14 protein-coding genes are annotated in these 12771 nt (G+C 70.2%); 8 read left to right on the top strand and 6 right to left on the bottom strand.

Going from position 1 to position 12771, the window contains the following annotated elements; genetic code table 11:
* The first annotated feature begins 193 nt into the window (after positions 1 to 193).
* On the top strand, positions 194 to 2710 hold the full coding sequence (locus JHD21_RS15300) for a response regulator (RefSeq protein WP_292676949.1): 2517 nt from the start codon (positions 194 to 196) through the stop codon (positions 2708 to 2710).
* A gap of 138 nt (positions 2711 to 2848) precedes the next feature.
* Here the strand turns inward: JHD21_RS15300 and JHD21_RS15305 are convergent, their stop codons facing one another.
* The 4 genes from JHD21_RS15305 to JHD21_RS15320 form a co-directional block, all read right to left on the bottom strand.
* Positions 2849 to 3418 carry a hypothetical protein gene (locus tag JHD21_RS15305; RefSeq protein ID WP_292676951.1) on the bottom strand — a complete coding sequence of 190 codons (570 nt, stop codon included), beginning with the start codon at positions 3416 to 3418 and terminating at the stop codon, positions 2849 to 2851.
* 278 nt (positions 3419 to 3696) lie between these two features.
* Positions 3697 to 4173, bottom strand: a complete 477-nt coding sequence (locus JHD21_RS15310) for a nuclear transport factor 2 family protein (protein ID WP_292676953.1) — start codon at positions 4171 to 4173, stop codon at positions 3697 to 3699.
* Between the two features lie 27 nt (positions 4174 to 4200).
* A complete protein-coding gene (locus JHD21_RS15315; RefSeq protein ID WP_292676955.1) occupies positions 4201 to 4686 on the bottom strand; it encodes a nitroreductase family deazaflavin-dependent oxidoreductase in 486 nt (161 codons plus the stop codon).
* A gap of 13 nt (positions 4687 to 4699) precedes the next feature.
* A complete protein-coding gene (locus JHD21_RS15320) occupies positions 4700 to 5149 on the bottom strand; it encodes a nuclear transport factor 2 family protein (RefSeq protein WP_292676957.1) in 450 nt (149 codons plus the stop codon).
* Positions 5150 to 5196: 47 nt separating this feature from the next.
* Here JHD21_RS15320 and JHD21_RS15325 point away from each other — a divergent pair, with 47 nt between their 5' ends.
* The 5 genes from JHD21_RS15325 to JHD21_RS15345 are packed head-to-tail and all read left to right on the top strand — an operon-like array spanning position 5197 to position 10366.
* Positions 5197 to 6087, top strand: a complete 891-nt coding sequence (locus tag JHD21_RS15325) for a TIGR03619 family F420-dependent LLM class oxidoreductase (protein ID WP_292676959.1) — start codon at positions 5197 to 5199, stop codon at positions 6085 to 6087.
* Entirely contained in the window at positions 6084 to 7241 is a 1158-nt protein-coding gene (locus JHD21_RS15330; protein WP_292676961.1) for a hypothetical protein, read from the top strand. Before JHD21_RS15325 ends, JHD21_RS15330 begins: the two co-directional genes overlap by 4 nt.
* Positions 7238 to 8083 (top strand): SDR family oxidoreductase, encoded by an 846-nt coding sequence (locus JHD21_RS15335; protein WP_292676963.1) that lies wholly within the window; start codon positions 7238 to 7240, stop codon positions 8081 to 8083. Before JHD21_RS15330 ends, JHD21_RS15335 begins: the two co-directional genes overlap by 4 nt.
* A 37-nt stretch (positions 8084 to 8120) precedes the next feature.
* The gene (locus JHD21_RS15340; RefSeq protein ID WP_292676965.1) at positions 8121 to 9278 is read left to right on the top strand and encodes a sulfotransferase; all 1158 of its coding nucleotides are present in this window, start codon (positions 8121 to 8123) and stop codon (positions 9276 to 9278) included.
* An 8-nt stretch (positions 9279 to 9286) separates the two neighbouring features.
* Complete coding sequence (locus JHD21_RS15345; protein WP_292676967.1) at positions 9287 to 10366, top strand: diacylglycerol kinase; 1080 nt, start codon at positions 9287 to 9289, stop codon at positions 10364 to 10366.
* Positions 10367 to 10435: 69 nt separating this feature from the next.
* Here JHD21_RS15345 and JHD21_RS15350 read toward each other — a convergent pair whose 3' ends face one another.
* Entirely contained in the window at positions 10436 to 10906 is a 471-nt protein-coding gene (locus JHD21_RS15350) for an Rrf2 family transcriptional regulator (RefSeq protein ID WP_292676974.1), read from the bottom strand.
* A gap of 97 nt (positions 10907 to 11003) precedes the next feature.
* Here JHD21_RS15350 and JHD21_RS15355 point away from each other — a divergent pair, with 97 nt between their 5' ends.
* Complete coding sequence (locus JHD21_RS15355; RefSeq protein ID WP_292676969.1) at positions 11004 to 11762, top strand: NAD(P)H-binding protein; 759 nt, start codon at positions 11004 to 11006, stop codon at positions 11760 to 11762.
* A gap of 66 nt (positions 11763 to 11828) precedes the next feature.
* The gene (locus JHD21_RS15360; protein ID WP_292676971.1) at positions 11829 to 12383 is read left to right on the top strand and encodes an rRNA adenine N(6)-methyltransferase family protein; all 555 of its coding nucleotides are present in this window, start codon (positions 11829 to 11831) and stop codon (positions 12381 to 12383) included.
* Here the strand turns inward: JHD21_RS15360 and JHD21_RS15365 are convergent.
* Positions 12370 to 12771, bottom strand: a 402-nt coding sequence (locus JHD21_RS15365) for a hypothetical protein (protein ID WP_292676973.1), incomplete at its 5' end; no start/stop codon positions are given. The two genes, JHD21_RS15360 and JHD21_RS15365, sit on opposite strands and share 14 nt — an antisense overlap.

Below are 12771 nucleotides of genomic sequence, written 5' to 3' on the forward strand. Positions count from 1 at the left end.
CGTAGTCGCCGGGCGGCAGTTCGTCGTGCCGGAACAGGCCGTCAGGCTGAGGACCGCGGCCAGCGCGAGGAGGCGAGCCGCGGGTCCCGTCACTCCTCGATGCTTTCCTACCGGTCAAGCCCCGGGTGAGAACCGTGAATCGGCCTCGCGAGCCGGACCCGGAACCCTACTCTGGTGCCCGGAGGTTTCAGTGATGAGAGCGCCCGTGAGGCCCGGGCCGGCCGTCCTGATCGGGGCAGCCGCGGTCGCTGTCGCCGGGTACCTCGTCCTGCCCTACGGACGATGGACCGACGTCACCTACCTGCTCGTCGTCGGGACCGCCGCAGTGGTCGCCTGGACGGGGACGTGGCGCGCCCCACCAGGGCGTCGGCTCGTGCCCGGCCTGATCGCCACCGGCATCGCGGCGTCGGCAGTGGGAGACCTGATCTGGGTCTCCATCTGGTGGTCGGGCGGCGATCCGGACGCCTCCGTCGCGGACGTGCCCTACCTCGGGGGCTACCTCGCCCTCGGTGCGGCACTGCTGGTGATCGCCGTGCGCAGCAGCCACCGTGGGTCGCGTGCGCGGCTCGACGTCGACGCGGTCATCGACGCCCTGACCGTCGTCATCGTGTCGGTGATGGTGCTGTGGAGCGTCGCCGTCCGCGACATCGTCGACGACGGCTCGACGACGATCCCGACCCGGGTGGTCCTGGCGGCGTACCCGATCCTCGACGCCGTCCTGCTGGCACTGGTGCTCCGCGTCCTCTCCGTGCGCCGGCACCGGGCGACCCTGGGCATCAGGTTCGCCCTCGGTGCAGCCTGCTGGCTCGCGTCCGACCTCGGTTACCTGTTCCTCGACACCTCGGACCTGCTGTCGGGCCTGCTCGACGTGGGGTGGATGCTGGGGGGCCTCCTGATGGCGGCGTCGACCTGGCGGACCCCCGCCCCGGACGAGGCCGACGAGGAGCCGGCCCACCCGGGCGCCATCCTTCCCCGGCTCGGCCTCGCGACGTTCCCGCTCCTGGTCCCGCCGGCCCTGCTCCTCCTCAGCTCGCTGCGGGGGAAGGAGGTCCACGAGGTCGACGGGCTGGTCGCGATGATGCTGGTCGTCGCCGTCGTGATCGTCCGGATGGCCAGGCTCCTGTCCACCGAGTCGCGGATCCGCGCCGAGCTCGCGACGGCACGCGACGCGGCCCTCGAGGCGTCGCGGGCCAAGTCCGCCTTCCTGGCGACCATGAGCCACGAGATCCGCACCCCCATGAACGGCGTCATCGGCCTCAACCAGCTGCTGCTGTCCACGGAGCTCGACGAACGTCAGCGCCAGTACGCCGAAGGGGTGCGCACCTCCGGCCACGCGCTGCTCTCCGTCATCAACGACGTCCTGGACTTCTCGAAGATCGAAGCCGGCCGGCTGGAGCTGGAGCAGCTGGACTTCGACCCCGTCGAGCTCCTGGAGGGCGTGGCCGAGGTCGTGGCCGAGTCGGCCCGCGCCAAGGACATCGAGCTGCTCGCCTACTCCTCACCGGAGCTGCCACTCGGGCTCCGCGGTGACCCTGGACGGATCCGGCAGGTCCTCATCAACCTGGCGGGCAATGCCGTGAAGTTCACCTCGACCGGCGAGGTCCTCGTGCGCGCCCACCTCGCCGGACGCACGGAGGACGGCGTGGTGGTGCGCTTCGAGGTCGTCGACACCGGGATCGGCATCGCGGCCGACGACGTCCCTCGCATGTTCGAGGCGTTCTCCCAGGCCGACTCCTCGATCACCCGCCGCTTCGGCGGCAGCGGGCTCGGGCTGGCCATCTGCCAGCAGCTCGTGACCGCGATGGGCGGCACCTTGGGCGTGGAGAGCGAGATCGGCGAGGGCAGCACCTTCTGGTTCACCGTGCCGCTGGTCGAGGCGGCCCAGCCGGCGGAACCCCTGCCGCGGCCCGCGGACCTCGCCGGGCTCCGCGCGCTGGTCGTCGACGACAACCACACCAACCGGACGATCCTCCACGACCAGCTGCAGGTGTGGGGGATGTCGGTCGACACCGTCGACAGCGCGGCCGAGGCCCTCGACGCACTCCGTGCCGCCGCACGTCACGAGGTGCCCTACGACCTCGTGCTGCTCGACCTGTGCATGCCGGAGATGGACGGGCTCGAGCTCGCCAGGCTCATCAAGGCCGACGACACGCTGGCGTCGACCCCGCTCGTCCTCATGACGTCCGGCCCCGACGTCCACCGCGCCGAGGCCGAGTCAGCGGGACTCGCCAGCGCGTTGACCAAGCCGGTGCTGATGTCCCGGCTGCGGGTCACCCTCGCCGCGGCGGTCGGCTCGCAGGTCGAGCCCCCTCCGGCCGGACCGAGCGCCAAGCAGGCCCGGGGCCGGGTGCTCGTCGTCGACGACGACGAGGTCAACCAGATCGTCGCCGCCGGCATCCTGCGCAGCCTGGGCTTCGACGCCGACATCGTCGACAGCGGTGCGGACGCGATCGCGGCCATGACCCGGACGTCGTACGACGCCGTCCTCATGGACGTGCGGATGCCCGACATGGACGGCTACCGGGCGACCGCCGAGATCCGGCGGCAGGAGAGCGGCTCCCGCCGGACGCCGGTCCTCGCGCTGACGGCCGGCGCCAGCGAGGGCGAGCGGGAACGATGCCTGGCCGCAGGGATGGACGACTACCTGACCAAGCCGATGAGCCGGTCGTCCCTGGCGACGGCGCTGGAGCAGTGGGTGCCGGTCCAGTAGGAGGGTTGTCGCCTACCAGGACGGCTGTTGCGGTCAGGTACCAGCGCGGGCTGCGGTGGTCTCGACACGCTCGCTCGTTGCTCGCTCGCTGCTCGACCTTCTCGTCCAGATCGGCTTCGGCGCCCCGTTCCTCGGCGCTCAGCCGATCTGGACCCGAACCTCGTTCGAGACCTCGTCGGTCCGGTTGTCCCGGACCCGCCAGGTGTTGAGACCGGTGCGCTCGGTGATGACGTAGGTCGAGAACGTCTCGTTGGTCACCGACGCGGTCACGTCTCCGCCGGCGAAGTCGACCCACTTGCCATCCTCGAGCCGCTGGACGACGAGCGTCGCTCCCTCACCCCCGGGGTAGACGCCGGAGAGGTCGATCGGCTCTCCCGGCCGGACCTCGGTCACGGCCGCTGACAGCGAGATCGCGTCCTCGGGCTCGGGGGGAGCCTCCGTCTCGGCACTGTTGCCCTCGTTGGACGGTTTCGGCTCGAGGGTGATGAGCGGGCCGGTGGGCGGGTCGGTCGGCTCCGGCTTGGGGACGTTGATCGTCTGGTCGCTCGACGCCTGGCCGCTGTCGTCGCTCTCGCCGAGGCCGAGCATCGACGTACCCGCCAGCGCGGCACCGCTGATGAGGAGCCCGATCGCCAGCCCGACACCGAGCAGCGCGAGCAGACCGGCGACGACCGGGTGTCCCTCCGACTCCGGAGCACGATCCGCCATGCCACACCTCCGCTCGGTCCCGGCCCTACGACGAGAGCATTCTCGGACAGGATCCCTCACGCACCCAATCCCGCATCCGCGGACCCACCCCCGAGACGCCTGGGGGCAGCGAGCCCGATCAGTCGCTGCGAGCGAGGGCGCGCAGCGACCGAGGCGAGCGATGGCGAGCGGAGCGAGCGCTCCTCGCGATCGGCCTCGGCGGCCATGACGACGGCGAAGCCGGCGAGCGCAGCGAGCGTCGTCATGGTCCCGGGGCCGAAGCTCGCGAGGGTAGACAGCTAGTGCTTGGGGCTGGGGATCGTGTCCGTGGCCAGCTCACCGCCGGCGGCGAGCCAGGCGCCGACGACCCGGGCCGCGTCGCGACGCGGGTTGTAGATGTCCTCCTCCGAGGACCACTGGTTGTCGCCGGCGTAGACGAGCCGGGTCCAGTTGGGGAACCAGAACGGCTCGCCGTCCGGGTCGGTCGGATGGTCGAGGAGGTTCTTGATGTGGATCACGACGGCGCCGTTCTCCTCGTCGTACGCCTGCCACTCCGACGGGAAGCGCATGTGCGGGAACGGCGCCATGACCTCCTGGATCCAGGTCCGGACGGTCTCGCGACCGTCCATCTCGCCGTAGGCGTGCTCGATGTAGTGCACGTCCTCGGTGAAGAGGTCGGCGAACGGCGCCCACTCCCCGCTGCGCGAGCACTCCTCGACCACCGCGGTGTAGTGGTCGAGCGCGGCCTCGAGCTCGACCTTGCTGAACGTCGGCATCAGGACTCCTGCGTGGTCATCGGAGCATCATCGGGGCTCGAGGACCACGACCGGGATGGTCCGTTCGGTCCAGCGCTGGTACTTCTCGAAGTCAGCGTAGAGGTCGACCAGCCGGGGCCACAGCACCTCGCGCTCGTCGGGGGTCGCCGTCCTGGCCCGCACCGGCCGGTGCTTCTCGCCCTTGAGGCTGACCCGGGTGTCCGGATGTTCGGCGAGGTTGGCGTACCACTGCGGGTTCTTCGGCAGCCCTCCCTGGGAGGCGACGACGACGAGGTCGCGGCCGTCCTCCAGGTAGAGCAGAGGGGTCTCGAAGGTCTTCCCGGACTTCCGTCCGACGTGCTCGAGCAGCAGCGTGGGGACCGGCTTCTTCCAGCCGGCGCCGATCCGCCACTTGTTGCCGATCCGGCCGTTGGTCGCCTTGAACGCGGCGACCTGCGCCTTGGCCATGTACTTGATGACCTTCACGGTCACCGGAGAGTCGAGACCGGCCGGGCGCTCCTCGGGCAGGCCCATCAGTGCGCCCTCATCAGATGTTGTGCTTCCAGACGACCTCTTCGTGCAGCTTGCGGGACCGCCAGCCGTCCGGGGTGCGGGTCATCGTGTGGTGGTAGTAGCCGCCGATCTCGACGATCTTGGTCCCGCCCTGTCCGTCGTCCATCGGCATCGGGTTGTGGAAGTACGCCGTCACGTCGGCCTCGTCACCCCGCCCGTCATCCTGCCCCGAGTAGTGCAGGTCGACGTCGACCTGGCCGATGGTGTGCATCCGCTTCGGGAAGAACGCCGGCAGCACCTCGGCGAGCCAGGGCTTGACCTTGTCGAAGGTGGCCGCGATCCCCTCGGACTCGGTGTAGTCGATGTCGGCGTCCGGGGTGAACACCGTGTCGAGCTTGTCCCAGTCCCCCGTGTCGATGGCCCGGGTGTAGCGGGTGATCACGTCGGTGATCTCGATCCGGTCGCTGATCTCCTGCAGGTCCACGTCTGCACCCTGGCACAAAACTGGAACACGTTCTAGTCTGTGCGCTTATGCGCTTCTCCTACGCCGAGGCGATGACCAACGCGACCTACTACGCCCCCCTGGCGCAGGCCGCGGAGGCCGCCGGCTACACGTCGATGACCGTGGCGGACTCCCTGATCTACCCCAAGGAGTCGGACTCGAAGTACCCCTACACCGACACGGGCGACCGGGAGTTCCTCGAGGGGAAGGAGTTCATCGAGTGCATGATCCTGTGCGCGCACCTCTTCGCCGTGACCACGACGCTGCGCCTGACGCCGTTCGTCCTCAAGCTCCCGGTGCGCCCCCCGGTGCTGGTCGCCAAGCAGGCGTCGTCGCTGGCGTTCCTGTCGGGCAACCGGCTCGGTCTCGGGGTCGGCATCTCGCCGTGGCCGGAGGACTTCGCGAACCTCCAGGTCGACTGGGCCAGGCGGGGCAAGCGGATGGACGAGTGCATGGACATCCTCAAGGGGCTGACCATTGCCGGAGAACAGGCCAGCTTCTTCGGCTACCAGGGCGAGTTCTACTCGATCGACGAGCTGAAGCAGAGCCCGGCACCGACCGAGCCGATCCCGCTGCTGGTCGGCGGCCATGTCGACAACGCGCTGCGCCGGGCCGTGCTCAAGGGCGACGGCTGGATGCACGCCGGCGGCGACGGTGAGGAGCTGGACCGGCTGCTCGCCCGGCTCGCCGAGATCCGCAAGGAGGAGGGCGACACCCGTGACAACTTCGAGGTGCACGTCATCTCCTACGACGCCTACACCGTGGACGGCGTCAAGCGCCTCGAGGACAAGGGCGTGACCGACTGCATCGTCGGCTTCCGGGTGCCCTACATCAAGGGCCCGGACACCGAGCCGCTCGAGACCAAGATCAAGAACCTCGAGTCGTACGCCGAGAACATCATCCACAAGGTGAACGGGTGAAGAACCTCGGCCTCACTGCCCCGCTCCAGGAGGCCATCGCGGAGGCGGAGGAGCTCATCGCCAACGCGCCGTTCATCCGCACCGAGCAGGACCTGCTGGAGGGCTACGACTACCTCTCGGGCCGGATCCGGATGGCCATGCAGATGGCCTTCGACTACGACCTCGACCGGCCGCTCTTCGTGAACCCGACCCACCAGTTCTCACGGCAGGGCCTGGACAACCCGGACGCGGTCTACTTCAACGCGTTCCTGCGCGAGGGCGTGGAGTACGTCGTCCGCGGCCGGCGCGGCACCACCGCGGACCTCTCTTTCCAGGTCATGGGCGGCATGTACTCCGCCGACTCGGCTGCCACGTCGCTGATGGCCTTCGACGACCGGGAGCTCGAGAAGGACGCGGACGGCAACTTCGAGTTCCGCTACGTGGCCGAGCCCGGCGCCAAGTCGATGATCGTGCGCGAGGTCTACAACGACTGGGACACCGAGGAGCGCGGCACCCTCACCATCGAGCGACCGGACACCATCGACCAGCCGGCCAAGCCGCTCACCGAGGCCGTGCTGCGCAAGAAGTACGACGTCGCGGCCCGCTCGCTGGTCGGCTCGATCCACACCTGGTTCGCGTTCCCGCAGTTCTTCGAGCGCAAGGAGCCGGTCAACACGCTGACCGCCCCGAGGTCGACGCCCGGCGGCCTGGAGTCGCAGCGCTCGTCGATCGGCCACTACGAGCTCGAGGACGACGAGGCGCTCGTCATCAGCGTCCCGGAGTGCACCGACTGCAGCTACCAGGGGGCCCAGATCGGCTCCGACTGGTACGTCTCCACGGACTACGAGACCCACCAGACCTCGCTGACCAAGGCCCAGGCCGACGTCGACCCCGACGGGGTGATGAGGTTCGTGGTCTCGGAGCGCTCGCCTGCAGGAGAGGGGCAGGCGATCGCGAACTGGCTGGAGACCACCGGCCACCGGACCGGCTCGATGATGCTGCGCTGGCAGCGTCTCGAGCGTGACCTCGGCCCGGAGGACGGACCGACGGTGCAGAAGGTCGCGCTGGCCGACGTACCGGACCTCCTGCCGCACTTCACCCCCATCACCACCGAGGAGTACGCCGCGCGGATCGCCGCCCGGCAGCGCTCCGTTGCCAGAAGGATGATCAGTTGAGCGAGCAGACCCTGGGCTACGCCGAGGCCCACGACACCTCGATCGAGGAGCGGTACCAGCCGGTCCCGCTGCTGCAGGGCAAGGTCGTCGTGATCTCCGGCATCGGTCCGGGCCTGGGCAGGTCGTTGGCCTTCGAGGCGGCCAAGATGGGCGCCGACCTGGTGATCGCCAGCCGCACCGAGGAGCGGCTCCTCGAGCTGCAGGCCGACCTGGCGCCGTACGGGGTGAAGGTCGTGCCTGTCGTCACCGACGTCCGCAACGAGGAGTCGCGGGTCAACCTGCGCGACCAGGCGCTCGAGGCGTTCGGCCGGGTCGACTGCGTCATCAACAACGCCTTCGCGATCCCGCCGATGGACCCGATCACCCAGATCGACCCGGCCAAGCTCGCCAAGGTCAACGAGACCAACGTCTTCGGCCCCCTGCGGCTGGCCGCGCTGTTCGCCGACACGCTGTCGGAGAGCAAGGGCTCGATCATCATGCTCAACAGCTGCGTCTCGTTCAGCTCCCAGCCGGAGTACGCCGGCTACAAGCTGTCCAAGGGCGCCCTGGAGCACCTCGCCTCGTCGCTGGCGACCGAGCTCGGCCCGCGCGGGATCCGGGTCAACAGCGTGGCGCCGTCGTACATCTACGAGGACGTCAACCGCGGCTACTTCGACTTCCTCGCCGCGGTCGAGAACAAGACCCACGAGCAGGTCTACGCCGACAAGGCCGCACCGACGGACCTGCAGCGGCTCGCGTCGTCCGAGGAGGTCGCCCGGGCGACCCTCTTCCTCGCCTCCGACCTGGCCTCCGCGGTCACCGGTCAGATGCTGACCGTCGACTGCGGCGAGTTCCACTCGTAGTGGTGGTGGCGGTGCGAGCGAGGCGAGCCTCGAAACCATGAGCGACAACATCATGGTGCGCGAGCGCCCCGACGTCGGTTCCTACGAGGACATCGTCGCCGCGGCGCAGCGCACCACCGGCATGACCGACTTCGGCGGGAGCGCCCACGAGGAGGGCCTGCGGGTCCTGGTCGAGGACCTCAACTCCCCCGAGGCCGGGCTCACGCCGCGCGGCAACTACTTCCAGCGGTCCGAGGTGAAGTCCGCACTGGTGGGCGTGCTGCTCACCCAGGCGCAGTTCGCCACGCACCCGGAGCACGAGAACGTCCCGATCGAGCGGCCGGTCTTCCTGATGGGGCTGCCCCGCACCGGAACCACCGCACTGCACCGCTACCTGCACGCGGACCCGTCGACGCAGGGCCTGGAGATGTGGCTGACGCAGTACCCGCAGCCGCGTCCTCCGCGCGAGACCTGGGAGCAGGACCCGATCTTCAACGCGATGCAGCAGGCGTTCGCGGCGCACCACGTCGACGACCCCGACTTCATGGGCATCCACTACATGGATGCGACCACGGTCGAGGAGTGCTGGCGGTTGCTGCGCCAGACCGGCAAGTCGAACTCCTACGAGTCGCTCGCCAACCTGCCGCGCTACACCGAGTGGCTGCAGCGGCAGGACTGGACCGACGCCTACGCGCGGCACAAGAAGAACCTCCAGCTCGTCGGGCTCAACGACCCCGAGAAGCGCTGGATCCTGAAGAACCCGTCGCACATGACGGCGCTGGACGCGTTGATGACGGTCTACCCCGACGCGCTGATCATCTACACGCACCGTGACCCGGTCACCTGCATCGCCTCGTCCGCGTCGCTGTCGGCAGAGACGACCGCCGGCCAGTCCGACACCTTCGTCGGCGGGGTCATCGGCCACACCCAGCTGGACCTGTGGTCGCGGTCGTTCCACGCGTTCTGGGACGCGCGGCCGAAGTACGACCAGGCGCAGTTCGCCGACGTCGCCTTCAAGGACCTGCGCGACGACCCGCTCGGCGTGACCCGCGGGATCTACGAGCAGTTCGGGCTCGACTGGACGCCCGAGGTCGAGGCGGCGATCACCGAGATCGACCGCGAGTCCAAGACCGGTCACGCGGCACCGAAGCACAAGTACGACCTCAAGGACTACGGGCTGACCGAGCAGCAGGTGCTCGCGGCCTTCGACCGTTAGGAACCGTGGTGGAGAAAAAGCGCGTCGTCCTCTGGGGCACCGGCGTCGTCGGCTCGATGGTGCTCGCCGAGATCCTGGACGGACACCCCGCCTTCGAGCTGGTCGGCGTCGGCGTCTCCAACCCGGACAAGGTCGGCAAGGACGCCAGCGAGCTGTGCGGCCGGACCGAGCCCAGCGGTGTCCTCGCGACCGACTCCGTGGAGGAGCTCGTCGCGCTGCAGCCGGACGCGCTGGTCCACTACGGCCCCACCGCGCAGCACGCCGACGAGAACATCCGGGTGATGACGGCGTTCCTGCGCGCCGGGATCGACGTCTGCTCCACCGCGATGACCCCGTGGGTCTGGCCGTCGATGACCCAGACCCCGTCCAGCTGGCTCAAGCCCATCGAGGACGCGTGCGCCGAAGGCGGCGCCTCCTGCTTCACCACGGGCATCGACCCGGGCTTCGCCAACGACCTGTTCCCGATGACCCTGATGGGGCTGTGCGGCCGGGTCGACTCGGTGCGCGCGTCCGAGCTGCTCGACTACACCGACTACGAGGGCGACTACGAGGACGAGATGGGCATCGGCCGCTCGCCCGAGTTCACCCCGCTCCTCGAGATCCCGGACCTGCTGATCATGGCGTGGGGCGCCACCGTCCCGATGATCGCGCACGCCGCCGGCATCGAGCTCGACGACATCACCACCACCTGGGAGAAGTGGGTGACGCCGGAGGACCGCAAGACGGCCAAGGGCGTCATCGAGGCCGGGAACGTCGCGGCCATCCGGTTCACGATCAACGGGGTCTTCCAGGGCCGCGAGGTCATCTCGCTGGAGCACGTCAACCGGATCGGCCTGGACGCCGCCCCGGACTGGCCGGCCGGCTCCGGCGACGACGTCTACCGGGTCGACATCGAGGGCTCGCCGTCGATCGTCCAGGAGACGGCGTTCCGGTTCACCGACGGCTCCGGCCGCGCGCCCGCGGTCGCCGGCTGCCTGGCGACCGGGATGCGCGCGCTCAACGCCGTACCCGCCGTCAACGACCTCCCGCCCGGCTGGGTCACCCCGCTCGACCTGCCCCTGATCGCCGGGGTCGGCACCATCCGCTGAACGCCGCCGCTGACCGATTCGTCTGCGGTCCGGAGGGTCCTCCTCCGCGCAGCCGCTCAGACGAATCGGCTAGGGCTCGGTCAGCCAGCCGCGCAGCCTGACGAAGGTCTGGGCGCCGTTGTCGCGCTCGACGCCGGCCGCCAGGTCGGCGACGGTGACGCCGGCGAGCGAGGCGCGCCAGGCGTCCTCGGCGGCGTACATGGCCCGGGCGATCCCGCAGGGCCGCCGGCACTGCGCGTCGCCGGCCGGGAACGGGCCGTTCTGCCGGATCTCGGTGCAGCGGAACGCCGGCTCGTCACCCTCGATCGCCAGGACGACGTCCAGCACCGTGATGTCCTGCGCCGCACGGGTCAGCCGGTAGCCGCCCACCCGACCCTCGGTCGAGGTGATCAGCCCGGCCCGGGACAGCTGCTGCAGGTGCTTGGCCAGGTAGGTCCGGGAGACGCCGTGGTACTCCGCCAGGCGCTGGGCCGGGACGGGCGCAGGCGCCTGGGAGAGCACGACGCAGCAATGGACCGCCCACTCCACCCCGGCGGACATCTTCACGGACGCAGCCTACCCGGATGACAGGTGTCCGAGTTCTGTGCTTGACTGAACGCGGATAAGATTTATCCGCGTATTTCATCGAGGAGACAGCATGCGCATCGCCATCGCCGGCGCGACCGGCCTGATCGGCTCCCAGCTCACCGCCCTGGCCCGCAAGGAAGGACACGAGGTGGTCGAGATCGCCCGGGAGACCGGGTTCGACCTGCTCGCTGCCGACCCCTCCGGCACCGCGTCCCTCGAGGCCGCGCTCGCCGGCGCCGACGCCGTCGTCGACGTCACCTCCACCGGCGGCCTCCTGTCCGACCAGGAGACGCTCGACTTCTTCACGGGCGTGGCCCGCAACCTCGGTCACGCCGCGACCGCCGCGGGCTCGGCACGCACGGTGACGCTGTCCATCGTCGGGATCGACAAGAGCCCCGACTACGGCTACTACGTCGCCAAGCTGGCCCAGGAGCGGGCCGCCCGCGAGGCCCACGCCGGGGCCGTGGTGCTGCGGGCGACCCAGTTCCACGACTTCGCGCGGCAGATGGTCGAGTGGAACCGGGAGGGCGACGTCACCCGCGTGATCGACGTCCCGACCCAGCCCGTCGACACCTCGGAGATCGCGCGGGTCCTGCTCGACCAGGCCACCGGTGAGCTCCCCCACGACGCCGAGCTCGCCGGCCCGCGGCCGGAGCGGCTGGTCGACCTGGCCGAGCGATACGCCTCGCACGTCGGCTCCGACGTCCGCGTCGTCCCGGTCGACGGCCCGGCGAGCCTCATGGCCGGCGCGATGCTGCCGGAGGGTGACGACGTCCTGCTCCGAGGCATCGACTGGGCGACGTGGCTGGCCGCCCAGCCGCGCGGGTAAACCGGTTGGGCGGTCGACGGCCGGCCACTAGCGTCGGGTCCATGCCGATGTTCGTGATGGTGCGCCGTGTCCGGGAAGCCGGAACGGCGCGGTTCTCGTCGCTCCTGGGGATGGCACCCGCTCGCTGACTCCTGGGCGCGCCGGATCGTGGCCGAGGCCGACGTGGGACCGGGCGACCTCGTCGTCGACGTGGGCGCCGGCACGGGCGCGCTGACCCGGCCGCTGCTGGCGACCGGAGCCAGGGTGCTCGCGGTCGAGCTGCACCCCGGTCGGGCCGCCGCACTGCGTCGACTCGCCGCGCACCAGCCGGGACTGACCGTCGTCCGCGCCGACGCGACGGAGCTGCGGCTGCCCCGCCAGCAGTTCCGGGTCGTCAGCAGCCCGCCGTACGCCAGAGCGAGCGCGCTGATCGCCCGGTTGCTCGGCCCCGGCTCTCGCCTGGTCACGGCCGACTTGGTGGTGCAGCGTCAGCTGGCGCGGCGCTGGGTCGAGGGACGAGCTCCGGGCGCCGGGCGGTGGGGCCGCACCTTCGACCTGGAGATCGTGAGGGCGCTGCCGCGCAGCGCCTTCCGGCCTCCGCCGCAGGTCGACTCCGTCGTGCTGCGGATCAGCCGACCTTGACCGCGGCCCTGACGGTGTCCCGCACCTGCTTGTCGTGGGAGGAGGTGGACCGGATCTCGAAGGTCCGGCTGCCCGCCTCGACCCCCTTGGCCCTGGTCACCCGCACCACGAGGGTGGCCGACTCACCGGACCTGAGAGCCGCGGTCTCGTAGCTGCCGTCGAGCACGGCCGCGGTGACGTTCTTGCCGTCGGCGAGGTAGACCACGGAGAACTTCGCGTTCCTCCGCGTGCCCAGGACCACGACCTTGTCGGTGGCGTCACCCCGGTTGGTCACCCGCACCTCGAAGGTCGCGACCCGGGCCCGGCCCTTGAGCTTCTTCGTCACCCGCTGCTCCGAGGCCACGTAGACGCCCTTGCCGACGAAGCGGCCCTGGGCGACGCGCACCTC

This window comes from Nocardioides sp. (assembly GCF_016462705.1).
Lineage (GTDB): Bacteria > Actinomycetota > Actinomycetes > Propionibacteriales > Nocardioidaceae > Nocardioides.